The sequence below is a fragment of the Kitasatospora sp. NPDC049258 genome (genome assembly GCF_040678895.1).
Lineage (GTDB): Bacteria > Actinomycetota > Actinomycetes > Streptomycetales > Streptomycetaceae > Kitasatospora.
In genome coordinates this window covers 71197-97832 of record NZ_JBFAQT010000004.1, presented here as the reverse complement: position 1 = coordinate 97832, position 26636 = coordinate 71197, and the positions used below count along the sequence as shown (strand labels likewise).

20 protein-coding genes and 1 pseudogene are annotated in these 26636 nt (G+C 74.1%); 14 read left to right on the top strand and 7 right to left on the bottom strand.

The genetic code is table 11. The annotated features are described in order from the left end of the window. Positions 1 to 64 precede the first annotated feature (64 nt). A complete protein-coding gene (gene zapE / locus AB0K43_RS05210) occupies positions 65 to 1135 on the bottom strand; it encodes a cell division protein ZapE (protein WP_363635942.1) in 1071 nt (356 codons plus the stop codon). A 63-nt stretch (positions 1136 to 1198) separates the two neighbouring features. On the opposite strand from zapE, the gene AB0K43_RS05205 reads away from it, so the two are divergent. From AB0K43_RS05205 to AB0K43_RS05185, 5 genes are all read left to right on the top strand, one after another. Further along, complete coding sequence (locus AB0K43_RS05205; protein ID WP_363635940.1) at positions 1199 to 1984, top strand: pyrimidine reductase family protein; 786 nt, start codon at positions 1199 to 1201, stop codon at positions 1982 to 1984. 111 nt (positions 1985 to 2095) lie between these two features. Further along, on the top strand, positions 2096 to 2554 hold the full coding sequence (locus AB0K43_RS05200; RefSeq protein WP_363635938.1) for an indole-3-glycerol phosphate synthase: 459 nt from the start codon (positions 2096 to 2098) through the stop codon (positions 2552 to 2554). Positions 2555 to 2661: 107 nt separating this feature from the next. Then, positions 2662 to 4065 (top strand): UDP-N-acetylmuramate--L-alanine ligase, encoded by a 1404-nt coding sequence (murC, locus tag AB0K43_RS05195; protein WP_363635936.1) that lies wholly within the window; start codon positions 2662 to 2664, stop codon positions 4063 to 4065. Positions 4066 to 4090: 25 nt separating this feature from the next. Then, a complete protein-coding gene (gene msrB / locus AB0K43_RS05190; RefSeq protein ID WP_363635934.1) occupies positions 4091 to 4507 on the top strand; it encodes a peptide-methionine (R)-S-oxide reductase MsrB in 417 nt (138 codons plus the stop codon). A gap of 108 nt (positions 4508 to 4615) precedes the next feature. Beyond that, a complete protein-coding gene (locus AB0K43_RS05185) occupies positions 4616 to 6760 on the top strand; it encodes a restriction endonuclease (RefSeq protein ID WP_363635932.1) in 2145 nt (714 codons plus the stop codon). A 9-nt stretch (positions 6761 to 6769) separates the two neighbouring features. Here AB0K43_RS05185 and AB0K43_RS05180 read toward each other — a convergent pair whose 3' ends face one another. Further along, the gene (locus tag AB0K43_RS05180; protein ID WP_363635930.1) at positions 6770 to 7678 is read right to left on the bottom strand and encodes a GNAT family N-acetyltransferase; all 909 of its coding nucleotides are present in this window, start codon (positions 7676 to 7678) and stop codon (positions 6770 to 6772) included. Between the two features lie 225 nt (positions 7679 to 7903). On the opposite strand from AB0K43_RS05180, the pseudogene AB0K43_RS05175 reads away from it, so the two are divergent. The 3 genes and pseudogenes from AB0K43_RS05175 to AB0K43_RS05165 all read left to right on the top strand — a co-directional run bounded on the left by AB0K43_RS05175 (position 7904) and on the right by AB0K43_RS05165 (position 11163). After that, positions 7904 to 9274 (top strand): annotated as a pseudogene (locus AB0K43_RS05175) (DUF692 domain-containing protein). After that, positions 9253 to 10305: a TIGR04222 domain-containing membrane protein gene (locus tag AB0K43_RS05170; RefSeq protein ID WP_363635928.1), complete on the top strand. Its 1053-nt coding sequence runs from the start codon at positions 9253 to 9255 to the stop codon at positions 10303 to 10305. Before AB0K43_RS05175 ends, AB0K43_RS05170 begins: the two are co-directional and overlap by 22 nt. Positions 10306 to 10386: 81 nt before the next feature. Next, a complete protein-coding gene (locus AB0K43_RS05165; RefSeq protein ID WP_363635926.1) occupies positions 10387 to 11163 on the top strand; it encodes a TIGR04222 domain-containing membrane protein in 777 nt (258 codons plus the stop codon). Positions 11164 to 11206: 43 nt separating this feature from the next. Here the strand turns inward: AB0K43_RS05165 and hemQ are convergent, their stop codons facing one another. Together hemQ and hemG are read right to left on the bottom strand one after the other, a co-directional pair. Beyond that, complete coding sequence (hemQ, locus tag AB0K43_RS05160; protein ID WP_363635924.1) at positions 11207 to 11920, bottom strand: hydrogen peroxide-dependent heme synthase; 714 nt, start codon at positions 11918 to 11920, stop codon at positions 11207 to 11209. Continuing rightward, on the bottom strand, positions 11917 to 13338 hold the full coding sequence (gene hemG / locus AB0K43_RS05155) for a protoporphyrinogen oxidase (RefSeq protein WP_363635922.1): 1422 nt from the start codon (positions 13336 to 13338) through the stop codon (positions 11917 to 11919). Before hemG ends, hemQ begins: the two co-directional genes overlap by 4 nt. Positions 13339 to 13622: 284 nt before the next feature. Between hemG and AB0K43_RS05150 the strand changes: the two genes are divergently transcribed. Continuing rightward, the gene (locus AB0K43_RS05150; RefSeq protein WP_363635920.1) at positions 13623 to 14633 is read left to right on the top strand and encodes a DUF4349 domain-containing protein; all 1011 of its coding nucleotides are present in this window, start codon (positions 13623 to 13625) and stop codon (positions 14631 to 14633) included. A gap of 52 nt (positions 14634 to 14685) precedes the next feature. Here the strand turns inward: AB0K43_RS05150 and hemE are convergent, their stop codons facing one another. Next, positions 14686 to 15702: a uroporphyrinogen decarboxylase gene (gene hemE / locus AB0K43_RS05145; protein WP_363636272.1), complete on the bottom strand. Its 1017-nt coding sequence runs from the start codon at positions 15700 to 15702 to the stop codon at positions 14686 to 14688. 233 nt (positions 15703 to 15935) lie between these two features. Between hemE and AB0K43_RS05140 the strand changes: the two genes are divergently transcribed. The 5 genes from AB0K43_RS05140 (at position 15936) to AB0K43_RS05120 (ending at position 22596) form a co-directional block, all read left to right on the top strand. Then, the gene (locus tag AB0K43_RS05140; RefSeq protein WP_363635918.1) at positions 15936 to 16586 is read left to right on the top strand and encodes a DUF3000 domain-containing protein; all 651 of its coding nucleotides are present in this window, start codon (positions 15936 to 15938) and stop codon (positions 16584 to 16586) included. A 309-nt stretch (positions 16587 to 16895) separates the two neighbouring features. Continuing rightward, positions 16896 to 17612: a response regulator transcription factor gene (locus AB0K43_RS05135; RefSeq protein WP_363635916.1), complete on the top strand. Its 717-nt coding sequence runs from the start codon at positions 16896 to 16898 to the stop codon at positions 17610 to 17612. A 181-nt stretch (positions 17613 to 17793) separates the two neighbouring features. Further along, positions 17794 to 19038 carry a ribonuclease D gene (locus AB0K43_RS05130; protein ID WP_363635914.1) on the top strand — a complete coding sequence of 415 codons (1245 nt, stop codon included), beginning with the start codon at positions 17794 to 17796 and terminating at the stop codon, positions 19036 to 19038. Between the two features lie 211 nt (positions 19039 to 19249). Further along, positions 19250 to 20467 carry an acetyl-CoA C-acyltransferase gene (locus tag AB0K43_RS05125; RefSeq protein WP_363635912.1) on the top strand — a complete coding sequence of 406 codons (1218 nt, stop codon included), beginning with the start codon at positions 19250 to 19252 and terminating at the stop codon, positions 20465 to 20467. A 2-nt stretch (positions 20468 to 20469) separates the two neighbouring features. Beyond that, positions 20470 to 22596: a 3-hydroxyacyl-CoA dehydrogenase NAD-binding domain-containing protein gene (locus AB0K43_RS05120; RefSeq protein WP_363635910.1), complete on the top strand. Its 2127-nt coding sequence runs from the start codon at positions 20470 to 20472 to the stop codon at positions 22594 to 22596. A 135-nt stretch (positions 22597 to 22731) separates the two neighbouring features. Here the strand turns inward: AB0K43_RS05120 and AB0K43_RS05115 are convergent, their stop codons facing one another. Further along, positions 22732 to 24246: a glycosyltransferase family 39 protein gene (locus AB0K43_RS05115; protein WP_363635908.1), complete on the bottom strand. Its 1515-nt coding sequence runs from the start codon at positions 24244 to 24246 to the stop codon at positions 22732 to 22734. A 210-nt stretch (positions 24247 to 24456) separates the two neighbouring features. Further along, positions 24457 to 26367 carry a 1-deoxy-D-xylulose-5-phosphate synthase gene (gene dxs, locus AB0K43_RS05110; protein WP_363635906.1) on the bottom strand — a complete coding sequence of 637 codons (1911 nt, stop codon included), beginning with the start codon at positions 26365 to 26367 and terminating at the stop codon, positions 24457 to 24459. Between the last annotated feature and the right edge of the window lie 269 nt (positions 26368 to 26636).

Genomic DNA, 26636 nt, shown 5'->3' with positions numbered 1-26636 from the left:
CGCACCCCGATTCTGCCGGGGTCCCGGCCTTCCGCCCGGTAGGACGCGGCGCCGTGCGGCCAGGTCAGGCCTTGGCGCTGTCGCGGGCCAGGGCGACCAGGCGGGAGATCGCCCGCAGGTACTTCTTGCGGTAGCCGCCGCGCAGCAGCTCCTCGGGGAACACCTGGTCGAACGGGACGCCGGAGGCGGTGATCGGCAGCTCCCGGTCGTACATCCGGTCGGCGAGCACCACCAGGCGCAGCGCGGTGGACTGGTCGTCGACCTGGTGCACGCCGTGCAGGAAGACCGCGCCGACCTCGTCCAGCAGGGCGCCGTAGCGGCTCGGGTGGACCTCCTTGAGGTGCTCCAGCAGCCCGTCGAAGTCGTCCAGCACCGCGCCCGGGGCCCGGCCGGCCCGCTCGGTCACCTCGGCGTCGGAGTACGGCGGCGGGGCCTCGGGCAGGCCGCGGTGCCGGTAGTCCTGGCCGTCGATCCGCAGCGGGCGGAAGTGCGCGGACAGGCCCTGGATCTCGCGCAGGAAGTCGGTGGCCGCGAACCGGCCCTCGCCGAGCTTCTCCGGGAGGGTGTTGGAGGTGGCGGCGAGCTTGACCCCGTTGTCCACCAGCCGGCCGAGCAGGGTGGAGACCAGTACGGTGTCGCCCGGGTCGTCCAGCTCGAACTCGTCGATGCACAGCAGCCGGTGCCCGGAGAGGGTCTGCACGGCCTGCTGGAAGCCGAGCGCGCCGACCAGGTTGGTCAGCTCCACGAAGGTGCCGAAGGACTTGGGGCCGGGGGTGGCGTGCCAGAGCGAGGCCAGCAGGTGGGTCTTGCCGACGCCGTAGCCGCCGTCCAGGTAGATGCCGGACGGGCCGGCGGGCACCGGGGCGGAGCGGCGGAACCAGCTCCGCCTGGGGGCGCCGTCCGCGGCGGCGTTGAGGCTCGCGGCGAACTGCTCCAGGACCTGCACCGCCTCGTACTGGCTGGGCTGGGTGCGGTCCGGGATGTAGCTGCCGAAGCTGACTCCGGTGAAGCGCGGCGGCGGGACCATCTCGGCCACCAGGCGTTCGGCGGACACGACGGGGCGCCGGTCGGCGAGCGCGGCCGGTCGGGGCGCGGCTATCGCTTCGGCGGTCTCGGGGTGAGGGGCAGCAGACACGTGGAAAGGGTACGCCCCTCCTGCCGGGCCTCCCACGGGTGCGGGAGTGGAAGACTCGGGAGCATGCAGCAGCTGATCAACCCCCTGTCGGGGCCGGTGGAGGACCTGTGGTCGCTCCAGTCGCTGGCCGAGGTGTACGCCTACCCGGAGCAGGTCCGGCGGGGCCGGGCCTGGCTGCGCGCCAACATGGTGTCCGGCCTGGACGGCGCGGCCCGGCTGGACGGTCTGTCCGAGGGGCTCTCCGGCGCCGCCGACAAGCGGATCTTCGGGGTGCTCCGGGCGCTGTCCGACGTGGTGCTGGTGGGCGCGCAGACGGTGCGGGCCGAGGGGTACCGGCCGGCCCGGGCGCGGGCGGAGTTCGCGGCGGCGCGGGAGGCGGCGGGCCAGCGGCCGGCGCCGGCGATCGCGATCGTCTCGCGCGGGCTGGAGCTGGATCCGACGGCCCCGCTGTTCACCGACCCGCTGGTCCGGACCGTGGTCGTGACCTGCGAGGACTCGCCGGCCGGGGCACGCCGGGAGCTGGCCCGGGTGGCCGATCTGGTGGTGGCCGGCACCTCCTCGGTGGACCTGCCCGCGGCGGTCGCGGAGCTGGCCGACCGGGGGTGGACCAGGCAGCTGACCGAGGGCGGGCCCCGGCTGCTGGGGCAGCTGGCGGCGGCCGGGCTGCTGGACGAGCTCTGCCTGTCGCTGGCACCGCTGGTCTCCGGCGGGGATTCGCCGCGGATCGTGGCCGGGCCGCGGCTGCCGGCCGCGCAGCGGATGCGGCTGGTGTCGCTGATCGAGCAGGAGGGGTTCCTCTTCACCCGCTACACGCGGGCGGCGGCGGACCCGGCCCCCGACGTCCGGTGATCGCCTGCGCCCGTGGCCCATGTGGCGCGTGGGCAGCGTGAGGAAAGCTTCCTCCGGGCAGTATGAGAAGGGACACCGGACCCGGGGGCCTGCGACAGCGAAGGGACTCACGTGTTCAAGACCGTATTGATGATCGAAAAGGCGCTCTCCGACGCCGACGTGGAGCTGGTCACCACGCTCCACGGCGAGGAGAAGGTCTCGTTCGTCGTGCTGATGCAACCGCGCGGACGGCAGGACGAGCTGCTGCGCGCGCTCGACGACGTGGCCCTCGGCCATCTCGACAAGGCGGTGCACGAGCACGATGACGCCGACAGCCCCACTCTTGCGAGCGAATCGCTCGAGCACAGCCTGCGCCACCTGAGGCGGGCCGGTGCCGAGGCGAGCGGGGTCGTGATCGAGGACGACCCGCTGGAGCGGCTGCGCGGGGTGGTCGAGCAGCACGGCGCCGACGAGGTGCTGGTGCTCACCTCGCCGCACTTCGTGGAGGAGTTCTTCCACCGGGACTGGGCCTCGCAGGCCCGCCACAAGGTGGGTGTCCCGGTGCTGAAGCTGTTCGCCCGCGACTCCTAGGGGCCACCGCCCGGTAGTGCAGAATCGTCCTTGCGGAACCTCCGCGAGGACGATTCGCCGTCCGGCCGCCACGGCCTGCCCGCCGCACCCGAGTACGGAGCACTCTCTTGAACGACGCCGCCCACGACCTGCACGCCCCGCACTTCATCGGCATCGGCGGCGCCGGCATGTCCGGCCTGGCGAAGATCCTCGCGGTGCGCGGCGCCAGGGTGTCCGGCAGCGACTCGAAGGAGTCCGAGACGGTGCTGGCGCTGCGCGCGCTCGGGGCCGAGGTGCACATCGGCCACGCCGCGGCCAACGTCCCGGCCGGGACCAGCAGCATCGTGGTCTCCAGCGCGATCCGCGCCGACAACCCGGAGCTGGCCGCCGCCCGCGAGCGCGGCATCCCGGTGGTGCACCGCTCCGACGCGCTGGCCGCGCTGATGGGCGGCCGCCGGGCGCTGGCGGTGGCCGGCACCCACGGCAAGACCACCACCACCAGCATGCTCGCGGTCAGCCTCGGCGAGCTGGGCCTGGACCCGTCGTACGCGATCGGCGGCGACCTCGACGCCCCCGGCTCCAACGCCCACCACGGCACCGGCGACATCTTCGTCGCCGAGGCGGACGAGAGCGACCGCAGCTTCCACAAGTACGCGCCCGAGGTGGCGATCGTGCTCAACGTGGAGCTAGACCACCACGCCAACTACGCCTCGATGGAAGAGATCTACGAGTCCTTCGAGACCTTCGTCGGGCGGATCGCGCCCGGCGGCACCCTGGTGGTCTCCGCCGACCACCCGGGGGCCCGGGAGCTGACCGCCCGGGTGGCCGGCCGGCCGGGGCTGAACATCGTCACCGTCGGCGCCGCCGAGGACGCCGACCTGCGGGTGCGCTCGGTGGTGGCGCGCGGGATGACCAGCGAGGTCACCGTCGAGCTGGACGGGGCCGAGCTGGGCTTCACCGTCTCGGTGCCCGGCCGGCACTACGCGCACAACGCGGCCTCGGCCCTGGCCGCCGGCGTCGCGCTGGGGGTGCCGGCCGCCGATCTGGCGAAGGCGATCGGCAGCTACACCGGGGTCCGGCGCCGCCTCCAGCTCAAGGGCGAGGCCGCCGGCGTCCAGGTGATCGACTCCTACGCGCACCACCCGACCGAGATGGCCGCCGACCTGGAGGCGATCCGCGAGGCCGCCGCCGGCCGGGTGCTGGTGGTCTTCCAGCCGCACCTGTTCAGCCGGACCCAGCAGCTGGCCGAGGAGATGGGCCAGGCGCTGGCGCTGGCCGACGCCTCGGTGGTGCTCGACATCTACCCGGCCCGCGAGGACCCGATCCCCGGGGTCACCAGCGAGCTGATCATCGACGCGGCCCGCCGGGCCGGTGCCGAGGTCACCGCCGAGCACTCCTTCCCGGCCGCCCCCGCCCTGCTCGCCACCCTGGCCCGGCCCGGCGACCTGGTGCTCACCATGGGCGCCGGTGACGTCACCAACCTCGGCCCCGAAATTCTGGAGGCCCTCGGCGGCGTTGCAGCAAGGGACTGACACCAGCCGACCCGGGGAGCCAGCCGTGAGCTACGAGATCCAGAAGACCGACGCCGAGTGGCGCGCGCAGCTGTCCCCCGAGGAGTACCACGTACTCCGCGAGGCCGGCACCGAGCGCCCGTTCGTCGGCGAGTACACCGACACCAAGACCGTCGGGGTGTACGCCTGCCGCGCCTGCGGGAGCGAGCTGTTCAGCAGCGAGACCAAGTTCGACAGCCACTGCGGCTGGCCGTCCTACTACGCGCCGCTGGCCGGCGACCGGGTCGAGTACATCGAGGACACCACGCTGGGCATGCGCCGGGTGGAGGTGCGCTGCGCGAACTGCGGCGGCCACCTGGGCCACGTCTTCGAGGGCGAGGGCTACGGGACGCCGACCGACCAGCGGTACTGCATCAACAGCATCTCGCTGACGCTGCGGCCCGTGCAGGAGTCCGCCGGGTAACCGTACGATCACCGCCGCCACCGGGCTCCCCGGGCCGTGCCAGACTGATCATCGGTCAGGCAGGGCGGGAGGAGCACGGTGGCACGGCACGGCACTGGAGTACTGGCGATGCTGGCGCAGGCCCAGCTGGAGCAGCATCGCCAGGCGGAGGCGCAGCGCAAGGCCGCCGCCACCGCCCAGGCCCGGTACGAACGCGAGCAGCGTGCCGCGCAGCGGGCGGCCGCCCAGGGGCAGCGCGAGGCGCTGCGCGCCTACCAGCAGGCCAGGGAGGCGGACGCGGCGCGTCGCACGGCCGAGCTGGACGCCCGGATGGCAGAGCTGCGCGGCATCCTGGCCCAGGGGCTGGCCGGCCCGGCCTTCCGGCTCGCCGAGCTCGGGCGGGCGGCCGAGCCCGCGCCGTTCGACCCCGGCCGGCTGGGCCTGCCCGTCCCGCTGCCCGACCAGTCCTGGTACCAGGTGGTCCCGCCGACCGAGCAGCAGCTGTTCGACCCCCGGATCCGGCGGGAGTACGAGGAGCGGCTCGCGCACGCCCGGGCCCGCTTCGAGCACGACTGGTACGCGGCCCAGGAGGCCGAGCGCCAGCGCCTCGGGCAGCTCGCCGAGTACCGCGCGCAGTACGAGAGTTGGGCGGCCGGGCAGCGCCGAGCCGCCGCCGCGCAGGGTGAGCCGGCCCGGCGGCTGGCGGCCGAACTCGGCTCGGGTTCCAGCACCGCCGTGGCCGAGTACTTCGAGACCGCGCTGGCCTGGCGGGGGGACTGGCCCGACGAGATGCCGCAGGAGTGCGCCGCCGCCTGGGACGCGGCCGAGCGGCACCTGGTGGTCGACCGGCAGCTGCCGGAGCCCTCGATCGTGCCCGGCCTCGCCCGGTACCGGTACGTCAAGGTGGACGACCGCGAGGCCGAGATGCCCCGCTCGGCCACCGAGCGCAAGGAGGTCTACCGCGAGGTGCTGGCCCAGTGCGCGCTGCGGGTGCTCACCGAGCTGTACCGGGCGGACGCCGACGGGCTGCTCGACTCCGTGACGCTGAACGGCTACGTGCAGGCGCCCGATCCGGCCACCGGGCAGCCCGGCCGGCGCTTCCTGCTGACCGTGACCGTCACCCGGGACGCCTTCCGGGCGCTCGCGCTGGACCGGGTCGAACCGGTGAGCTGCCTGGTCGACGGGCTGGGCGGCCGGCTCTCCGCCCGTCCGGAGAAGCTGCTGGCCGTCCCGGTCGGGCGCACCGCCGATCCGGCCGACCGGCCGGCGGAGCCCGCCGCCCCGGCCGCCCCTGCGTACGAGCCGTCGGTGGACGGCGAGGAGCCGGACCTCTTCGTGATGGACCCGCTGGTCTTCGAGGAGCTGGTCGCCGAACTCTTCCGCCGGCGCGGCTTCGTGACCAGGACCACGGCGCGCAGCGGCGACCAGGGCGTGGACGTGGTGGCCGAGGACCCGGACCCGATCACCGGCGGGCAGATCGTCATCCAGGCCAAGCGCTACCGCGGGCGGGTCGATCCGACCGCCGTCCGCGACCTGGACGCCACCCGGGTCCACCACGGTGCCAACAAGGGCATCCTGGTGACCACCGCGACCTTCGGCAAGGGCTCGCGGGACTGGGTCAAGGGCAAGCCGCTGACCCTGGTCGACGGCGCCCAGCTGGTGGAGCTGCTGCACGAGCACGGCCTGCGGGGCCGGCTCGGCGCCCGGCCCGCCCGGGCCCGCCGGAGCCCGGCGCAGCCGCTGGCGCCGGGCCAGAACACCGTCCTGCCGAGCGCCGAACTCGCCGAGCTGACCGTCTCGTTCAGCTCGGCCGGCGCCGACGCCGACCTGACCCTGCTGCTGCTCACCGCGGACGGGCGGGTACGCGCCGACGAGGACTTCGTCTTCTACCACCAGCCGAGCGCGGTCGGCGGAGCGGTCGCGCTCGGCCGGCGGACCGTCGCCGAGGGCGTCGCCACCGAGACCGCCGTGATCCGCCCGACCGCGCTGCCGGCCGCCGTGCACCGGATCGCCGTCTCGGTGAACATGGACGCCGACTCCGACGCGGACTGCGGGCAGCTGCGGGACGCCCGGTTGGAGGTGCGCGGCGCGGCCGGCGCCGGCTGGGCCTTCGCCCCGCCGGCCGATCCCGGCATCTCGGCGATGCTGGTGGCCGAGGTCTACCGGCACCGGGCGGGCGCCGCGGACGAGGTGTGGAAGCTGCGCGCGGTGGGCCAGGGCTGGGCGGACGGCCTGGCGGGCCTGGCCCGCGCGCACGGGGTGGACATCGAGTGAGGGCCCGCGTCAGGCCGAGAGGTCCCGGCTGTGCTTGAACTCGGTGGCGCAGCGGCGGTAGCCCAGCCACTCGTTGATCGCCAGCATCGGCGCGTTGGAGCCGTCGTTGCTGGTGTAGGCGGCCGTGCAGCCGGCCGCCCGGGCCCGGTGGAGGGAGTCCAGCTTGGCGAGCTTGGCCAGCCCCCGGCCGCGGTACTCCGGGCGGGTGGCGGTGAAGGCCGACCAGTAGCGGCGGGCGCCGTCGGTCTGCACCGAGCTGAAGGCCGCCGGGGCGCCGTCCACCACGGCGACGGTGGTGAGGTCGCGGTCGAGGTCCGGCCGCTGCCAGATCTCGGCGAGCCACTCCTGGTACGGCTGCGCGTTCAGGGCGATGTCCCCGGGCTCGTCCAGCGCGCCGGCCACGTCCACCAGGTAGAGCGGGTACGGGTCGTCCAGGTAGTCGGCGGCCCGGCGCAGTTCCACACCCGGGGGCGGCCCGGGCAGCGGCGGCAGGCCGGCGGTGAGGTCCAGCGCGCCGAAGTGCGCGTCCCGGCCGGCCCGGTAGCCGTGCCGGGCGGCGAAGGCCAGGGCGCCCGGCAGGTCGTCGACCCACCCGTGCGCGGTGACGGTGCCGAGGTCGGCCAGCGCCCGCTCGGCGGCGCGCAGCAGGGCGCCGCCGGCGCCGCGGCGGCGGTGCTCGGGCTCCACGCTGACGTTGAGGAAGGCCTGGCCGGCCTCGGCGCTGTCGGTCAGCGGCCCGAACCGCGCCGTGCCGACCACCCGGTGGTCCGACTCGGCGACCAGCAGGTGGTAGTGCGGACGGGCGGCCAGCCAGCCGACCACCTCGGGGGTGATCACCAGGTGGGGGCGGCCGGCCCGGTAGGCGGCGGCCGCGGCGGGGGCGTCGCCGGGGCGGAAGGCACGGACGGTCACGGTCATAGGGGCGTCACGTTAGCCACTCCGGTGCTGAAGCGCCGCTGAATAACCCGTGGCCCCGCGGAAAGCTCAAGTTCAGCTCTGAGATTGCCGGGTGCGGGTTGGCAGCGGGGCGCCGGGGATACACCCTCAGCAACGGGGCGGATGTGCGACGAGGCTCCCCCGCCCGCACCGGTCCCACACCTTCCTCCCGCCGTTCGGCAAGTCCTCCGGAAGGAGGCGTCACACATGAAGTCCGTTGGATCCGGAACACCCCGGCTGGGCGTCGGCATCGGCTGGCGGTCGGAGATCGACACCGCGGTGGAACGGCTGCCCGACCTGGACTGGGTCGAGGTGGTGGCCGAGAACATCTGCGCCGGCCATCTGCCGGAGTCGCTGCACGCACTGCGGGCGCGCGGCGTCACGGTGGTGCCGCACGGCGTCTCGCTGGGCCTCGGCGGGGCCGAACTCCCGGACCGGGGCCGGCTGGCCCGGCTCGCCGAGGTGGCCGAGGCCGTGGCGGCGCCGCTGGTCACCGAGCACCTGGCCTTCGTCCGGGCCGGTGGTCTGGAGGCGGGCCACCTGCTGCCGGTGCCGCGCTCCCGGGAGTCGCTGGTGGTGATCGCGGAGAACATCCGGATCGCCCAGCAGGAGCTGCCGGTGCCGCTGGCCCTGGAGAACGTCGCGGCCCACCTGCGCTGGCCCGAGGACGAGCTGACCGAGGGGCAGTTCCTGGCGGAGCTGGTCGAGCGGACGGGGGTCCGGCTGCTGATCGACGTCGCCAACCTGCACACCAACCGGGTCAACCTCGGCCTGGACGTCACCGCCGAGCTGGACCGGCTGCCGCTGGAGGCGATCGCCTACGTGCACGTGGCGGGCGGGGTCGAGCGCGACGGCGTCTGGCACGACACCCACGCGCACCCGGTCGGCGCGCCCGTCCTGGAGGTGCTCGCCGAGCTGTGCGCGCGCACCGACCCGCCCGGCGTGCTGCTGGAGCGGGACGAGAACTTCCCGCCCCCGGCCGAGCTGGCGGGCGAGCTGGCGGAGATCCGCCGGGTGCTGGAGCGGCGGGTGCAGCATGTCTGAGCAGGACGAGTACCTGCGCCGCGGCGAGGGCGGCGACGCCGAACTGGTCGTGGCCCGGGCCGGGTTGGCCCACCGGCAGGCCGCACTGGTGGCGGCGCTGGTCGACGGCGGCCCGGTGCCGGAGGGCTTCGACCCGGCGCAGGTCCGGATCCAGGCCGAGGGGCTGGCCGCCAAGCGCCGGGACACGGTGGCCCGGGTGGCGCCCGAGCTGGCGGCGATCCTCGGCGAGGCGTACCACCCGCTGTTCCGCCGGTACGCCGCGCAGCACCGGCAGACCGGGGGCTACCGGGCGGACGCCCGGGCCTTCGCCGAGTGGGCGCTGGCCCACGAGGCGGCCACCCCGTGGCGCGGCGCGCTCGGGCAGTGGCTGCGGCCGGCGGACGAGCGCCGACCCCGCCGCCGGTGGGGCATCCGCTAGCCTCTCGGCCGCCCCGGGCCCGACGGCCGGTCCGACGACCGGCCCGGCCCCGTCGGGGCTCCACACATCGACACGTTCTACGGGGGAAATCGCCATGTGGCACACCGAATTCATGATCGCCGCCGCGCTGGTGGCGGCCGCCATGCTCTGGACCTCGATCGCGCTGCGGCGGATGCGGCGGGTCACCGACCCGCAGGGGCTGCCCGGCCGCGGGCTGGCCCTGCTGGACGCCGCCTTCCTGGCCGGCGGCCCCACCCGGGTGGTCGACACCGTGATCGTCCGGATGGAGCGCGAGGGGCGGGCCGTGGTGGCCCGCGACAAGACGGTCACGATCACCGACCCGGCGCCCCGGGACGCCGTGGAGGCCGCGCTGATCGAGGCCGCCGGACCGGCGCGGCGGCTGGAGCTGGCCGCGCTGCGCAAGGTGGCGGTCCGCGCGCCCGCGGTGCAGCAGATCGGTGACCGGCTGGCCGCCCGCGGGCTGATGCGCCGCCCCGACCTGCACCGCGCGGTGGTCCGGGCCCGGCGGTTCTGGTGGCTGGCGATGCTGGCCACGCTGGTGCTGGCCGTGGTGGGCTCGGTCTCCTGGGTGCGGCAGATCTCCGAAGGGTCCGCCGGCGTCTCCTTCCCGCCGTTCCCCGCCTTCGCGCTGCTGCTGATCGTCGGGGTGATCGGCCTGGTGGCGACCCGGCCCGGGCCGGCCCGGATCACCCCGGCGGGCCGGCGCCAGCTGTCGCTGATGCAGCAGGGTTCGCCCTGGCGCCCGCACGACGTGTCCGGCGCCGCCGGGGACCTGCTGCTGTACGGCGGGGTGGCGCTCGGCGGCGCGGCGGTGCTGACCGACGAGGTGCTGCGGGACGCGATGCTGGCCCGGGTCCAGGCCGGCACCGCGGCCTCGTCCGGCTCCGACTTCGGCAGCTCGACCACCTGGTGCGGGGCGTCCTCCAGCAGTTGCAGCTCCTCCTCCAGCTGCGGCAGCTCGTCCAGCTGCGGCTCGTCCAGCAGCTGCGGTGCGTCGGGCAGCAGCTGCGGGAGTTCCTCGTCCAGCTGCGGCTCGTCCAGCAGCAGTTGCGGCTCGTCCAGCAGTTGCGGCAGCTCCTCCAGCTGCGGGTCCAGCTGCGGTGGCGGCAGCAGCTGCGGCTCCTGACCTGCCCGGCGCGGTCACAGTTCGGTATCGCGGTCCGGGGTTCCGCTTCCGCGGTGTCCCGGGCCGGTCTACAACAGCCACATGTGGCTGATCCTGCTGATCCCCGCCTGCTTCACCGCCGTGCTGTCCTGTCTGCGGCTGGTCCGGGTCGCGGCCACCTTCGACCCGGTCGCGGGCAGCGCGGTGGCCCGGCCGGACCAGCTGGCCGGCGTCGGGCTGTACGAGACCGCGTACCTGGCCGGCGGGCCGACCAGGGTGGTCGACCTGGTCCTGGTGCTGATGGCGGGCCGGGGCCGGCTGCACCTGGCCCACACCGGCTGGACCACGGTGGTGGACCCGCAGGGCCGCAGCCGGCTGGAGCGAGCGGTGATCGGCGCGGTCGGCGGCGACGGCCAGTGCCGGACGGCCCAGCTGCGGGCCGCGCTGGCCGGACACGCCACCGTGCTGGAGATCGGCGAGCGGCTCGCGGCCGCCGGGCTGGCCACCCCGGCCGAGGTGCGCGAGCGCACCTCGCTGGCGGTCCGCCGGGTGCGGCACGCCTTTCTGCTCGGGCTGGCCCTGCTGGCGGCGGCGCTGCTGCCGGGGAGCACCGAGCCGGGCGACACGGGGGCGGCGCTCGCCTGGTTCTCGCTACCGCTGATCCTCACCGGCGGCACCCTGCTGATGGCCCGGGTCGACGTCCAGCCCTACACCCGGTGGGCCGCGCCGGCCGGGGAGCAGGCGCTGCGCTCGGCCACGCTGCCGCAGCAGCACGGCGGCCCGGTGGACGAGGCCGAGCGGGAACTGCTCACGGCGGTGGCGATGGTCGGTCCCGAGGCGGTCACCGACGCCCGGCTGCGGGCGGCGCTGCGGCACTGAGCGCCGCGCGCCGCCCGCCCGATCGGCGGCCGGGAGCGGTGGCTCAGACCAGGCCGGCCAGCAGCTCCGCGACGGGCTTGCGGCGCCCGGTGAAGAACGGGACCTCCTCGCGCACGTGCAGCCGGGCCCGGGACGGGCGCAGGTCACGCATCAGGTCGACGATCCGGTGCAGTTCGTCCGCCTCGAAGGCGAGCAGCCACTCGTAGTCGCCGAGCGCGAAGGAGGCGACCGTGTTGGCCCGCACGTCCGGGTAGCCGCGGGCCATCATGCCGTGCTCGGCGAGCATCGCCCGGCGCTCCTCGTCCGGGAGCAGGTACCACTCGTAGGAGCGGACGAACGGGTAGACGCAGACGTAGTCGCGCGCGCGCTCGTCGGCCAGGAACGCCGGGATGTGCGACTTGTTGAACTCGGCCGGGCGGTGCAGCGCCATGTTCGACCAGACCGGCTCCAGCACCCGGCCGACGGCGGTGCGGCGGAAGCGGTTGTACGCCTCCTGGAGGTCGTCCGAGTCCTCCGCGTGCCACCAGACCATCAGGTCGGCGTCGGCGCGCAGGCCGGAGACGTCGTAGGTGCCGCGGACGGTGACGTCCTTGGCGTCCAGCTGCGCGAACAGCTCCTCCACCTCGGCGGCCAGCGCGGCCCGGTCCTCGGGCAGCTCACCCTTCAGCTTGAACACCGACCACATGGTGTAGCGGATGACCTGGTTGAGGTCGCGGGCCTTCTTCTTCACAGGCTGTTCTTCAGTGGTCTCAGTCATGCGCCCATTGTCCCTTCCGTACCGGATCCGCCCCGCGCCGGGGTCGGCCCGCCGACGTGCTGTGCGAGCTGCGCCACCGCCCGGCGGGCACCGGCGATGCAGGCCGGGATGCCCACCCCGTCGTACGCCGCGCCGCACACCGCCAGAGCGCCGGCCCCCGCCACGGCGGCCCGGATCCGGGCCACCCGGTCCAGGTGCCCGACGGGGTACTGCGGCAGACCGCCGGCCCAGCGGGTGACGGCGGTGTCGTACGGCTTCGCGCGCAGGCCCACCGCCTCCGCCAGGTCGGCGAGCGACCGGGCCACCAGCTCCTCGTCCGCCAGCGCGAGCGCCTGCTCCTCGCGGTAGCGGCCGAGCGAGGTGCGCAGCAGGAAGGCGTCCGGGGCGGCGCGGTCCAGCCAGCCCCACTTGTTCGAGGAGAAGGTCGACGCCTTGATCGACCGGCCGTCGACCGGCGGTACCAGGAAGCCGCTGCCGGTGAGCGGCGCGGCCAGCTCGGCGCGCCGGAAGACCATCGTGACCAGCGCCATCCCGGCGTACTCGATCCCGTCCAGCTCGCCGGCCGCGCCCGGCAGGTCGGGCCGCAGCAGCGCGGCCGCCCGCGGGGCCGGGACGGCGAGCACCACCGCGTCCGCGGACAGCACCTCGCCGCCGGTGACGAGCTGCCAGCCCTCGGGGGTGCGGCGCAGCTCGGTCACCGGGCTGTCGGTGCGCAGCTCGGCGCCGGCCTTGCGGCAGTAGGCCGCGACGGCCTCGGGCAGGGTGCCGATGCCGCCCCGCAGCCCCTGGAAGACCGGGCCGCTGTCCTTCGCCCGGCCGGCCAGCGCGCCCACGCCCTCGACCAGCGAACCGCCCCCCTGGGCGATCGGCAGCAGCGCCGGGACGGCGGCGCGCAGCGAGATCTCGTCGGCGCGGCCCGCGTAGACGCCGCCGAGCAGCGGCTCGACCAGCCGGTCGACCACCTCGCGGCCGAGCCTGGCCGCGACGTAGGCGCCGATCGCGACGTCCTCGCCCGCCTCGGCCGCCACCTCGTGCCGGGCCCGCTCCAGCCCCTCGGGCGAGAGCACCCCGCAGGCCGCCAGCGCGTCCAGGTCGCCGGGGACACCCATCACCTGCCCCGCGGGCAGCGGGCGCAGGCCGCCCCTGGTCCACACGGCCGCCTTGGCGGTGCTCGGCGGCTCCAGCTCCGCCCCCAGCCCGACCAGCCGGGCGAGCTCCACCGCCTCCGGCCGACGGGCCAGCATCGACTCCGCCCCGAGGTCGACCCGGACGCCGCCGACCTCCCCCGCCATCAGCTTCCCGCCGAGCCGCCCGGAGGCCTCCAGCAGGGTGACCCGGCCCGCTCCGGAGCTCAGGAACGCGGCCGCGGCCAGCCCCGCGATGCCACCACCGACCACCACGACATGAGGTTCTGCCATGCCTGGAAGTCTCCCAGGTCCTACCCGGCGCCCCAGGACCAGCCCGTCCGGATCGACCGCGACCGGGCGGGGCGCCGGCCGCTCCGGCTTCGCCCGGACGATACCGACGGGCGCGTGCACGGAGGTTGACCGGCCGTCCGACTCCCCCGGCCTACATCCGAACGCGGCCGGTACGTGACCGAGTTGGGATCAACCGGCGGGATCCTGCGGGGACACGGCCGCGTCGAATCGGCAGTGCCCGCCCACCGACGGCGGTGCCAAGACAACGGGGAGGGCCAGGAAGCATGGCGGAACGAAGAGTTGTGGTCGCGCTGGGGGTGGCGGCGGTCCTGCTGCTGAGCGGGTGCGGCGCCGGGTCCGGCGGGAGCAGCGCCTCGGCGGGCGACCAGGCGGCGGCCCCCGCCGCCGTCGCGGAGGGCGGCAAGCCGGCCGTCGCGGACGGCAAGGCGCCGGCGGACGGGAAGGCGGCCCCCGGCGGCGGGGCCGCCCAGCCCGCCGCCCAGCCGTCGGCGGCCCCGGCCCCGGCCCCGGATCCGAGGTACATCGAGTACAAGGCGCAGCTGAGCCTGGAGGTGAAGGAGATCGACAAGGCGGTGACGGCGGCCACCGAGGCGGCGCAGGCCGCCGGCGGCTACCTCGCCAACCAGAACGTCTCCGGCAAGGACGCCCAGCTCACCCTGAAGGTGCCCTCCAGCGGCCACCAGCGGGCCCTGGACCAGCTGGCCGCGCTCGGCACCCGGACGCTCAGGCTGACCAGCCAGGCGGACGACCTGACCCAGCAGGTGGTGGACGTGGACAGCCGGGTGAAGACCCAGCAGGCCAGCGTGGACCGGGTGCGGGCGCTGATGGCGGACGCGAAGACGCTGGCGGAGGTGGTCTCGCTGGAGAGCGAGCTGAGCCGCCGCGAGGCCGATCTGGAGTCGCTGAAGAGCCAGCAGCAGGCCCTGTCCGCGCGGACCTCGTTCTCCACCATCACCCTGGAGCTGCACGCCGAGCGGACCGCCGAACCGGCCCCGGCGAAGCCGAGGAAGGACGGGCTGTGGGCCTCGGTCGGCCACGCGGCGGGCGGCGGCTGGCACGTCCTGGTCGCGATCGTCCAGGGCCTGCTGGTGGCGCTGGCCGCGCTGGCGCCGTTCCTGCTGGTGCTGGTGCCGGCGGGGCTGCTGCTGTGGTGGCCGCGCCGGCGGCGGCGGCGCGCCGGGAACCCGGCCGGGGCCGAGGCCGAGGCCGGGGCCGTCCCGGCGCAGCCCACCGCGCCGCCGGAGCCGCAGGCCGCTCCCGCCCCGCCGCAGTGACGACGCCGCCCGGTGCCCCGTCCAGGCGGAGGGGGCACCGGGCGGCCAGGGCTCAGCGGGTGCTGGCCTCGTGCACGTAGGCGACCAGCCGGCTCAGCGCGTCCGGGTCCATGCTCGGCATCACGCCGTGGCCCAGGTTGAAGATGTGGTGGCTGTCGCCGACCGCCTTGGCCGCGGCGTCCAGCACCTCCTGGGCCTTGGCCTCGACCACCGCGGTGGGCGCGAACAGCACCGCCGGGTCCAGGTTGCCCTGGAGGCCCTTGCCGGGGCCGACCCGCTCGGCGGCGACGTCCAGCGGCACCCGCCAGTCCACCCCGACGATGTCCGCGCCGGCCTGGCCCATCAGGCCGAGCAGTTCGCCGGTGTTGACCCCGAAGTGGATCCGCGGCACGCCGTACGGGGCGACCGCGTCGAACACCTTGCTGCTGGCGGGCAGCACCGAGCGACGGTAGTCCTCGGGGGCGAGCGCGCCGGCCCAGGAGTCGAAGAGCTGGACCGCGGAGGCGCCGGCCTCGATCTGGATCTTCAGGAAGGCGGCGGTGATGCCCGCCAGCCGGTCCACCAGCTCGGCCCACAGCTCGGGTGCGCCGTACATCATGGCCTTGGTGTTCTCGTAGCTCTTCGACGGGCCGCCCTCGACCAGGTAGCTGGCCAGCGTGAACGGGGCGCCGGCGAAGCCGATCAGCGGCGTGCCACCCAGCTCGTCCACCAGCAGGCCGACGGCCTCGGTGATGTACGGCATGTCGTCCGGCTCCAGCGGGCGCAGCCGCTGCAGGTCGGCGGCGGTGCGGATCGGGTCGGCGATCACCGGGCCGACCCCGCCCTTGATCTCGACGTCGATGCCGACCGCCTTGAGCGGGACGACGATGTCGCTGAAGAAGATCGCGGCGTCCACCCCGTGCCGGCGCACCGGCTGCAGGGTGATCTCCTTCACCAGCTCCGGCCGCATGCAGGACTCCAGCATCGGAATCCCCTCACGCACCTTCAGGTACTCCGGCAGCGAGCGGCCGGCCTGCCGCATGAACCACACCGGGGTGTGCGGCACCGGCTCACCCCGGGCAGCCCGCAGGAAAGCGGAGTCGTACGCGGCGCCGCGGCGCGCGAGGGGCTGCTGACCGGTCTGGGCTGCGGGGGTGGCCGCGGAAGTCTCGCTCACGCTCCAAATCTTCGCACGCGCCCGGCACGCCCCCGGCCCGGGCGGGTAGTGGATTCGTCCAAGATGCCCGGCTCGCGGCCCGCCCGGCACGCCGGACCGGCGAAAGGTACTCGGAATGCGGCGCCGCGCCACCTAGTCTTCAGACCATGGCAGCGGTCGGCGGGCACCCCGCACACGGTGGAGGAACGGGCAAGGAGTCGGCGCCGATCGAGTTCCGGGACGCGGTCGAGGCGCTGGCCGGGGCTCGGTTGCGCCCCGAGCTGGTGCTCTCCCCCACCCCCGCGCCGCGCCGGCTGGCCCCGTTCGCGTACGCGATCGGCGCGACGGTCGAGGTGGACGGCGAGGAGCTGGCCGACGGCCGGCTGGTGCTGCTGCACGACCCGGCCGGCCAGGAGCCCTGGCACGGCGACTTCCGGGTGGTGACCATGGCGCGGGCCGAGCTGGAGCCCGAGATGGCCGGCGACCCGATGCTCACCGAGGTCGGCTGGGCCTGGCTGATGGACGCGCTGCAGGCGCACGGCGCCGGGTACACGGCGCCGGGCGGCACGGTGACCCGGTGCGCCTCGCAGTACTTCGGCGCGCTCGCCGACCGGCCGTCCTCCACCGAGATCGAGCTGCGCGCCTCCTGGACCCCGTCCGACGGCCGGTTCGAACGGCACCTGGCGGCCTGGGGCGACCTGCTCTGCATCTGCGCCGGCCTGCCGCCGGCGGTGCCGACCCCGCTGCCGCTGCCGGACGCCCCGTCACTCGGCGGAGTGGTGCCGATGCCCGCGCGCCGCCGTCCGCGCCCCCACTGAGAGGGCATCCCCGCACGCTGGACGCCACGCCACCCGCAGGGCTGACGGAGTGTGACTTCCGTCGCGGTCTGTGTCAATTACCCGACCAAACTTGACCATCTGAGGTCGGAGATCGATCGAGCCTGTGCGATTTCTGGGCATGTCGCATCAGTCACCTGCGCGAATTGTCCGTATTGTTACTCACTAGATCGTGATCATTCGCTAAAGCCGGGCACGCATGCTGCCGAAGGTGTCAGTGACCCTTTCCATACGCGGAACACTCCGACCGCCCCATCGGGGTTCCGTCCGCCACTCCCCACAGGAGGCCTGGTGTCGGTCCTTCTCGAGCACCCCGCAAACGTGGTCGCGTACCGTCCGACGAAGCCCACCGCCATGGTGGTCATCGCCGACCCACGCGTCCGAAACACCGTCACCCGCCACCTGTGGGCCCTGGGTGTGCGCGACGTCATCGAGGTCTCCTCGATTGCCGAGGCCCGCCCCCGGGTCACCACCCCCCGTGACATCTGCATCGCCGATGTCCACCTCCCGGACGGCTCCGGGCTGACCATCCTCGCCGAGACCCGCGCCGCGGGCTGGCCCAACGGTCTGGCGCTCTCCGCCGCCGACGACATCGGCGCGGTCCGCAGCGCGCTGGCCGGCGGCGTCAAGGGCTACGTGGTCACCGGGACCAGGACGAACGTCGCGATGCCCGGCCGCCCCGGGATGCCGCTCGGTGCGGCCGGGATGGCCGGCCGGATGCGGCGGCCCGGCATGCCGGGGGTGCCCGGTGCGGCCGGAGCGCCCGGTGCCCCGGGTGCGCCCGGCGCTCCCGGCGCCCAGACCTCGGCGTACCGGGAGCTCTCCGGCCGCGAGGTCGAGGTGCTCCGGCTGGTCGCCGAGGGCCAGTCCAACAAGGCGATCGGCGTCGCGATGGGCCTGTCCGCGCTGACGGTCAAGAGCCACCTGGCACGGATCGCCCGCAAGCTGGGCACCGGCGACCGGGCGGGCATGGTCGCCGTCGCACTGCGGACGGGCATCATCCACTGATCCGGCCCACACATCCCCGACACAGCGGTGGCGGCCCGGAGGAACGTTTCCTCCGGGCCGCCGCCTTTTTCACCGTCCCTCCCCTTCCCGGCGGCCCGGCCCGGTCTCCGGCATATGTCCGAACCCGGTCTGACCAGTCCGACAACACTCCCGGGAGCGGGTGCCGTCGTACCCTTGGGGGGTGACCGACGCCGTAGCAGCCATCCCAGAAGAAGCAGCCCCGGTCCCGCTCCTCGAGCCGAGGGAGGGGCTGCCACCCGTCGTGGCCGACCAGGAGGCACTGGCCGAGACCGTCGCCGCCTTCGCGGCCGGCACCGGCCCGGTCGCCGTCGATGCCGAACGGGCCTCCGGCTACCGCTACGGCCAGCGGGCCTACCTGATCCAGCTCCGGCGGGCGGGGGCCGGCACCGCGCTGATCGACCCGATCGCCTGTCCGGACCTGAGCGGGCTCGGCGAGGCGCTGGCCGACACCGAGTGGGTGGTCCACGCGGCCACCCAGGACCTGCCCTGCCTGGCCGAGGTCGGCATGCGGCCGCGCCGGCTGTTCGACACCGAACTGGCCGGGCGACTGGCCGGGTTCCCCCGGGTCGGGCTCGGTCCGATGACGGAGAACGTGCTCGGGCTCTCGCTGGCCAAGGAGCATTCGGCGGTGGACTGGTCCACCCGTCCGCTGCCCGAGCCCTGGCTGCGGTACGCGGCCCTGGACGTCGAGGTGCTGGTCGAGCTGCGGGACGCGCTCGAACAGGAGCTGGCCGCCCAGGGCAAGCTCGACTGGGCGCTGGAGGAGTTCGCCGCGCTGGTCGACGCACCGAAGCCGGCCCCCCGGGTCGACCCCTGGCGGCGCACCTCGCAGCTGCACAAGGTCCGCCGCCGCCGGCAGCTGGCCGCCGTGCGCGAGCTCTGGCAGACCCGCGACCGGATCGCCCGGGAGCGCGACGTCTCCCCCGGCCGGGTGCTGCCCGACCTGGCGATCGTCAACGCCGCGCTGGCGATGCCGCTGAACGCCCCGGCCCTGCTGGCCGTGTCCGGCTTCGGTCCGCGGGTGAACCGCCGGCAGCTCGACCAGTGGCTGGCCGCGCTGCAGCGGGCCCGGGAGATCCCGGAGAACCAGCTGCCGCCGTCCTCCGCGCCGCACGACGGTCCGCCGCCGCCGCGGGCCTGGGCGGACAAGGACCCGGTGGCCGCGGCCCGGCTCACCGGCGCCCGCGCGGCCGTCGCGGCGCTGGCCGAGCAGCACAACCTGCCGGCCGAGAACCTGATCACCCCGGACCTGGTACGCCGGGTGTCCTGGGAGCCGCCGGCCGAGGCGACGGCCGAGACCGTCTCGGCGGCGCTGCGCCGGCTGGGTGCCCGCGGGTGGCAGACCGATCTGGTCGGCCCGGCGCTGGCCACCGCGTTCAACGAGCCGCCGGCCCCGGCCGAGTAGGCGGCGGGCCGCACCGCAGGGGCGCCGGGGACACCCCCGGCGCCCCTGCGCGCTCTCCTGCGGACACGTGTCGGGGGACACACGGGCAGATCCGGTGGTGAGCTATGGGCAACCTAGTTACCGGCGGGTAGCATGGCCGTGAAGCAGCGCTGCTCCACCCGTGAGCCGAGGTCTGCGTTTAACGTCATGTCCCCCTGGGAGGAGAGCCCCCGTGCCTCGTACCGCGAGGGACGTCGTCTTCGTTGACGGCGTCCGCACCCCGTTCGGCAAGGCCGGCCCGAAGGGCATCTACCACGAGACCCGCGCCGACGACCTGGTCGTCAAGTGCATCCGGGAGCTCGTGCGCCGCAACCCGAACCTGCCCGTCGAGCGCATCGACGAGGTCGCCGTCGCGGCCACCACGCAGATCGGCGACCAGGGTCTGACCATCGGCCGCACCGCCGCGCTGCTGGCCGGCCTGCCGAAGTCCGTCCCGGGCTACTCCATCGACCGGATGTGCGCCGGCGCGCTGACCGCCGTCACCGCGACCGCGGGCGGCATCGCCTTCGGCGCCTACGACATCGTGGTCGCCGGTGGCGTCGAGCACATGGGCCGGCACCCGATGGGCGAGGGCGTGGACCCGAACCCGCGCTTCGTCTCGGAGAAGCTGGTCGACGAGTCCGCCCTGTTCATGGGCATGACCGCCGAGAACCTGCACGACCGCTTCCCGCACCTCACCAAGGAGCGCTGCGACGCCTACGCGGTGCGCTCCCAGGAGAAGGCCGCCAAGGCGTACGCCAACGGCGACATCCAGCCCGACCTGGTGCCGATCGCGATCCGCAACACCAACCCCGAGGTCGGCGAGACCGGCTGGGGCCTGGCGACCACGGACGAGCCGATGCGCCCGGGCACCACCATGGAGTCGCTGGCGAACCTGAAGACCCCGTTCCGCCCGCACGGCAACATCACCGCGGGCAACTCGGCCGGTCTGAACGACGGCGCCACCGCCTCGCTGCTGGCCGCCGAGGACGTCGCCGAGGAGCTCGGCCTCCCGGTCAAGATGCGCATGGTCTCGTACGCCTTCGCGGGCGTCGAGCCCGAGGTGATGGGCATCGGCCCCGTGCCGGCGACCGAGAAGGCGCTGGCCAAGGCCGGCCTGACGATCGACGACATCCAGGCCTTCGAGGTCAACGAGGCCTTCGCGGTCCAGGTGCTGTCCTTCCTGGACCACTACGGGATCGCCGACGACGACGAGCGGGTCAACCCGTTCGGCGGCGCGATCGCCTTCGGCCACCCGCTGGCCTCCTCGGGCGTGCGCCTGATGAACCAGCTGGCCCGCCGCTTCGAGCAGCGCCCGGACGTCCGCTACGGCCTGACCACCATGTGCATCGGGTTCGGCATGGGCGGCACCATCATCTGGGAGAACCCGCACTTCGAGGGTGGTAAGTGACCATGAGCACCACTGAGCTGCTGAAGCGCGCCGCCGAGCTGTTCCCCGGCGAGGTCGTCACCACCGCGCACGTACGCCACCTGGACCTGCCGCTCGCGGCCGGCAAGCTGGCGCTGATCACCCTGGACAACGGCTTCGACCACACCAAGCCGACCACCTTCGGCCCGGGCTCGCTGGCCAAGCTGTCCGAGGCGCTGGACCAGGTCGAGGCCGAGGCCGCCGCCGCTGACATCGTCGCCGTCGCGATCACCGGCAAGCCGTTCATCTTCGCGGTCGGCGCCGACCTCAAGGGTGTCGAGGTGCTCAAGGAGCACAGCGACGCGCTGGCCATCGGCAAGGGCGGCCACGACGTCTTCAAGCGGATCGCCGCGCTGCCCGTCCCCAGCTTCGCCTTCTACAACGGCGCGGCGATGGGCGGCGGTGTCGAGGTCGGCCTGCACGCCACCTACCGCACCATCAGCTCGGGCGTCCCGGCGTTCTCGCTGCCCGAGGTCTTCCTGGGCCTCGTCCCCGGCTGGGGCGGCTGCACCATCCTGCCGAACCTGATCGGCCCGGCGAAGGCCGTCAAGGTCATCATCGAGAACTCGATGAGCCAGAACAAGCAGCTCAAGGGCCAGGAGGTGTTCGAGCTCGGCATCGCGGACGCGATCTTCGAGCCGGCCGACTTCCTGGAGCAGTCGCTGAACTGGGCCGCCGCCGTGCTCACCGGCGCCACCGTGGTGGAGCGCGAGGAGATCGACCGCGGCAAGGCCTGGGACGACGCCGTCGCCTGGGGCCGCCTGGTCGCCGACGCCAAGGTGCACGGCGCCGCGCCGGCCGCCTACAAGGCGCTGGACATCATCGCCCAGGTCAAGGACCAGGACCTGCAGGCGGGCTTCGACGCCGAGGACGCGGCCCTGGCCGACCTCATCATGAGCGGCGAGCTGCGCAGCGGCATCTACGCCTTCAACCTGGTGCAGCGCCGGGCCAAGCGCCCGTTCGGTGCCCCGGACAAGTCGCTGGCCCGCCCGGTCTCCAAGGTCGGCGTGGTCGGCGCGGGCCTGATGGCCTCGCAGCTGGCGCTGCTCTTCGCCCGCCGGATGGAGGTGCCGGTCGTCCTGACCGACATCGACCAGGAGCGGATCGACAAGGGCGTGGGCTACGTCCACGCCGAGGTCGACAAGCTGCTGGCGAAGGGCCGGATCGGCCAGGACAAGGCCAACAAGCTCAAGGGCCTGGTCTCCGGTCACCTGGACAAGGCGGTCGCCTTCGGGGACGCGGACTTCGTGATCGAGGCCGTGTTCGAGGAGATGGGCGTCAAGCAGAACGTGCTGGCCGAGCTGGAGGCGGTGGTCTCGCCGACCACCATCCTGGCCACCAACACCTCCTCGCTGTCGGTCACCGAGATGGCCTCGAAGCTGGAGCACCCGGAGCGGGTCGTCGGCTTCCACTTCTTCAACCCGGTCGCGATCCTCCCGCTGCTGGAGATCGTCCGCGCCGAGAAGACCGACGACGCCTCGCTGGCCACCGCGTTCGGGGTCGCCCGGAAGCTGAAGAAGACGGCCGTGCTGACCAAGGACGCCCCGGCGTTCGTGGTGAACCGGATCCTGCTGCGCTTCATGGACGCGATCCAGGGCGCCATCGACGAGGGCACCCCGATCGAGACGGTGGAGAAGGCCGTGCTGCCGCTCGGCCTGCCGATGTCCCCGATCGTGCTGCTGGAGCTGGTCGGCCCGGCCATCGCCCTGCACGTGTCGGAGACCCTGGCCGCGGCCTTCCCGGAGCGGTTCACCGTCTCCGAGAACCTCGGCAAGCTGGTCAAGGCCGGCAAGCGCGGCTTCTACGTCTGGCAGGACGGCCAGCAGGTGCTGGACCCCGAGGTGCTGGCGCTGCTGTCGTTCGGCGACACCGCGCTGACCGAGGAGCAGGTCCTCGCCCGGGCCCTGGAGGCCGTCGCGCAGGAGATCGGCCTGATGCTGGACGAGGGCGTCGTCGGCGAGGCGCAGGACATCGACCTGTGCATGATCACCGGCGCCGGCTGGCCCTTCCACCTGGGCGGGATCACCCCGTACCTGGACCGTGAGGGCGTCTCGGAGCGGGTCAACGGCAAGCGGTTCCTGGCCCCGGGTCTGGCTTCGATCCCGGTCTGAACCACGGCCTGAAGGACGGCGGAGTGGCCCCGGCGGGGGCTGCTCCGCCGTTCTGCGTTGCGGCTGCCGCCGGGCGGGAGATGGATGCCGCCGGGCGGGAGGTGGATGCCGCCGGGCGGGAGTCCGTGGTGGGGGTCAGCGCTTGAGGCGGTAGATGACGGTGTCGCCGGTCATGCCCACCACCTCGTAGTGGGACTCCAGGAGGCTCTCGATCCGGGGCACCAGCTCGGGGTTGTACGGGGCGGTGCCGGAGTCGTCCACCACCACCTCGGGCAGCCCCTTGGCCTGGAGCTCGGCGTCGAAGGTCTGCCAGGCCTCGGAGACGCTGTACTGCTCGCCGACCTGCTGGCCGTCCTTGCCGCCGCTGAAGTTGGTCAGGAAGCCGGCCGTCAGGTAGCGGGAGGCGGGGCGGCGATCCGCCAGCCAGTACAGCTCGGGGTGCATGCCCCAGACCAGCACGGTGTCCTTGGGCGTGGTCTGGGCCGCCACCGCGGTGGCCACCTCGGTGGTCTGGACGAGCCGCTGGCCGGGCCAGAAGACCGCCAGCCCCCAGAAGAAGGTCGCGGCCACGGCCGAGTACGCCATCACCGGGCGCCAGCAGACGGCCGAGGTGGAGACGGCGCCGACCCCCAGCATCACCAGCGGCGGCATCAGCTGGAGGTAGTAGTGGCCGAAGAAGTGGAAGCCGACGCTGACCGCGACCGCCGAGGAGAGCAGCCAGATCCACAGGTCGCTGGTGGAGCCGTGCTCCTCGGCCGCGGCGGCCGCCGGCAGCCCGCGCCGCCGGCGCCGCCAGAGCCGGTAGCCGACCGGGGCCAGGAAGCCGAGGCCGGCCGCCAGCAGGATGCCGGAGTTGCCGAGCGCGCGGCCGAGCATCTGGAGCCAGTTGGAGCCCAGGGTGGCGTAGTCCCCGCTGCCGGTGACCACCCAGAACAGGAAGCCCTTGGGCTTGGTCAGGATCGCGGCGACCAGCGCTATCGGCAGCGCGAAGCCGAAGCCGATCTTGAACAGGGCCGGCTGCCAGCGCACCCCGCGGTGCCGGGCGTCCTGGAACAGCATCCACAGCACCGGCAGCATCACGGCGCCGCCGGTCTGCTTGGTCAGCGAGCAGAGCGCCACGGCGATCCCGGCGGCGAGCCAGCGCCGCCGCTCGGCGTACCGGAAGGCGGCGACCATGGCGGGCAGCATGAAGACCTCGAAGGTCGCCGCCTGGGTGTCCTCCGGGGAGAGCCCGATGGAGAGCAGCAGGTAGAGCAGGCCCGCTCCGGCGCCGGCCCGGTTGCCCCAGCGGCCGCGGGCCAGCGAGGCCAGCAGCACCGCGGTGAGCAGGTGGGCGACGATCGCCAGGGTGCGCAGCGGCCACAGCGAGGCCGATCCGAAGACCGCGAAGCAGGCCTCGTAGAGCCAGGGCAGCAGCGGGGGCTTGCGGTCCACCACGGTGTCGTAGAGCACGCCGCCGTCGGCCAGCATCCGGGCCTGGGTGGCGAGGTAGCCCTCGTCCGGGCTCCACACCGGCCGCAGGAAGGACGGGATGTGGGTGACCACCGCGAGCAGCGCGAGCACCGGGACCAGCCTGGTCCAGTACCCCGTCCGGACGCGCTCGGGCACGCGTGCGGTCAGGGCGGCGAGGCGGCTGGTGTTGAGGGGCACAGGTGACAACCTACCGGGCGGTTTCTGCGATGACGCTGCCGGTCCCGGCATCGGTACGACAATAGTCCGATCGCGGAGGACGGCGCGCGGGCTGGGGTCGGCGCGCGGGCTGGGGTCGGGGCGCGGGCTGGGGTCGGGGCCGGCGCACGACGGCCCCGGGAACGGGCGGTGCCGCTCCCGGGGCCGTCGGGCGAGGGCTCCCGGCCGGGGTCAGGCCTGGACGGCCCGGGCGCCGAGCCGCGAGACCAGCGCGCTGACCTGGCGGGCGATGTCCGGGGCGGTCAGGCCGATCTCGGCCATGATCTCGCCGCGGCTGGCGTGGTCCAGGAACTCCTGCGGGATGCCGAAGTCGCGCAGCGGCAGGTCCACGCCGGCGTCGCGGAGCGTCTGGGCGATCGCCGAGCCGACGCCGCCGGCCCGGCCGTTGTCCTCGACCGTGACGACCACCCGGTGCTCGGCGGCGAGGCCCGGCAGCGCCGGGTCGACCGGCTTGACCCAGCGCGGGTCGACCACGGTGGCGGTGATGCCCTCGGCGGCCAGCAGTTCGGCCGTCTCCAGGCAGACCGGGGCCATCGCGCCGACGGAGACGATCAGCACGTCGGCCCGCCGGTCGCCGTCCTCGCGCGCGGGGTTCTCGCGCAGCACGTCCATCCCGCCGACCTTGCCGACGGCCGGCACGGCGGGGCCGACCGTGCCCTTGGAGTAGCGGACCACGGTCGGCGCGTCGTCGACCTCGACGGCCTCGCGCAGCTGGGCGCGGACCTGGTCGGCGTCGCGCGGGGCGGCCAGCCGCAGGCCGGGGACGACCTGCAGGATCGACATGTCCCACATGCCGTTGTGCGAGGCGCCGTCGGTGCCGGTGACGCCGGCGCGGTCCAGCACGAAGGTGACGCCCAGCTTGTGCAGGGCGACGTCCATCAGGACCTGGTCGAAGGCCCGGTTGAGGAAGGTCGCGTAGACCGCCACCACCGGGTGCAGGCCGTTGGTGGCCAGGCCCGCGGCGGAGACCGCGGCGTGCTGCTCGGCGATGCCGACGTCGAAGATCCGGTTCGGGAAGGCCTTGGCGAACGGGGCCAGGCCCACCGGGTGCAGCATCGCCGCGGTGATCGCGACGATGTCCCGGCGCTCGCGGCCGAGGGCGACCATCTCCTCGCCGAACACCGAGGTCCAGTCCTTGCCCGAGGTCTTGATCGGCAGGCCGGTCTCCGGGTGGATCACACCGACCGCGTGGAAGCGGTCCTCGTCGTTGTTCTCCGCGGCGTGGTAGCCGCGGCCCTTCTCGGTGAGGCAGTGCACGATCACCGGGCCGCCGAAGCCGCGCGCCTTGGTGAGCGCGGACTCCAGTGCGGTGAGGTCGTGGCCGTCGATCGGGCCGATGTACTTGAGGCCGAGGTCCTCGAACATGCCCTGCGGGGCGATGAAGTCCTTGAGGCCCTTCTTGGCGCCGTGCAGGGTCTCGAACAGCTGCTGGCCGACCACCGGGGTGCGCTGCAGCGCGTCCTTGCCCCAGGACAGGAAGCGCTCGTAGCCCTGGGTGGTGCGCAGGGTGGCGAGGTGGTTGGCCAGGCCGCCGATGGTCGGCGAGTAGGAGCGCTCGTTGTCGTTGACGACGATGACGACCGGCAGGTCCTTGGCGTCGGCGATGTTGTTGAGCGCCTCCCAGGCCATGCCGCCGGTGAGCGCGCCGTCGCCGATCACGGCGACCACGGGACGGTCGCGGTGGCCCTGGATCTTGTTGGCCTTGGCCAGGCCGTCGGCGTAGCCGAGCACGGTGGAGGCGTGCGAGTTCTCGATCACGTCGTGCTCGGACTCGGCCCGGGACGGGTAGCCGGACAGGCCGCCCTTCATCTTCAGCCGGGAGAAGTCCTGGCGGCCGGTGAGCAGCTTGTGCACGTAGCTCTGGTGGCCGGTGTCGAAGAGGATGCGGTCGCGCGGCGAGTCGAAGACCCGGTGCAGCGCGATGGTCAGCTCGACCACGCCGAGGTTCGGCCCGAGGTGGCCACCGGTCTTGGAGACCTCCTCGACCAGGAAGCCGCGGATCTCCTCGGCCAGGTCGGCCAGCTGCGCCGGGGTGAGCCGGTCGAGATCGCGCGGTCCCCTAATGCGGGTCAGCAGGGCCACCCGTTCCTCCTCGTTCACAGTTCCCGGACCCAGGGCGGGCCCGATGGGCGCCGTCGCCCGTGGGTGCGGGGTGCATCGGCGCGGACCGGCACACCCTTGACCGGTCGAGTCTAATGTCCGCCTGCCGGACGCCACGCGGCACGGCGGTTGTCGTACTGTCACACCGCCACTGCCTCGGCGGCCTTCCGGTCCGTCCGCACAGTCCTATCAGCACCGATGAACACGACGAGGCCCGGCACCCGATCGGTTCGGGTGCCGAGCCTCACACC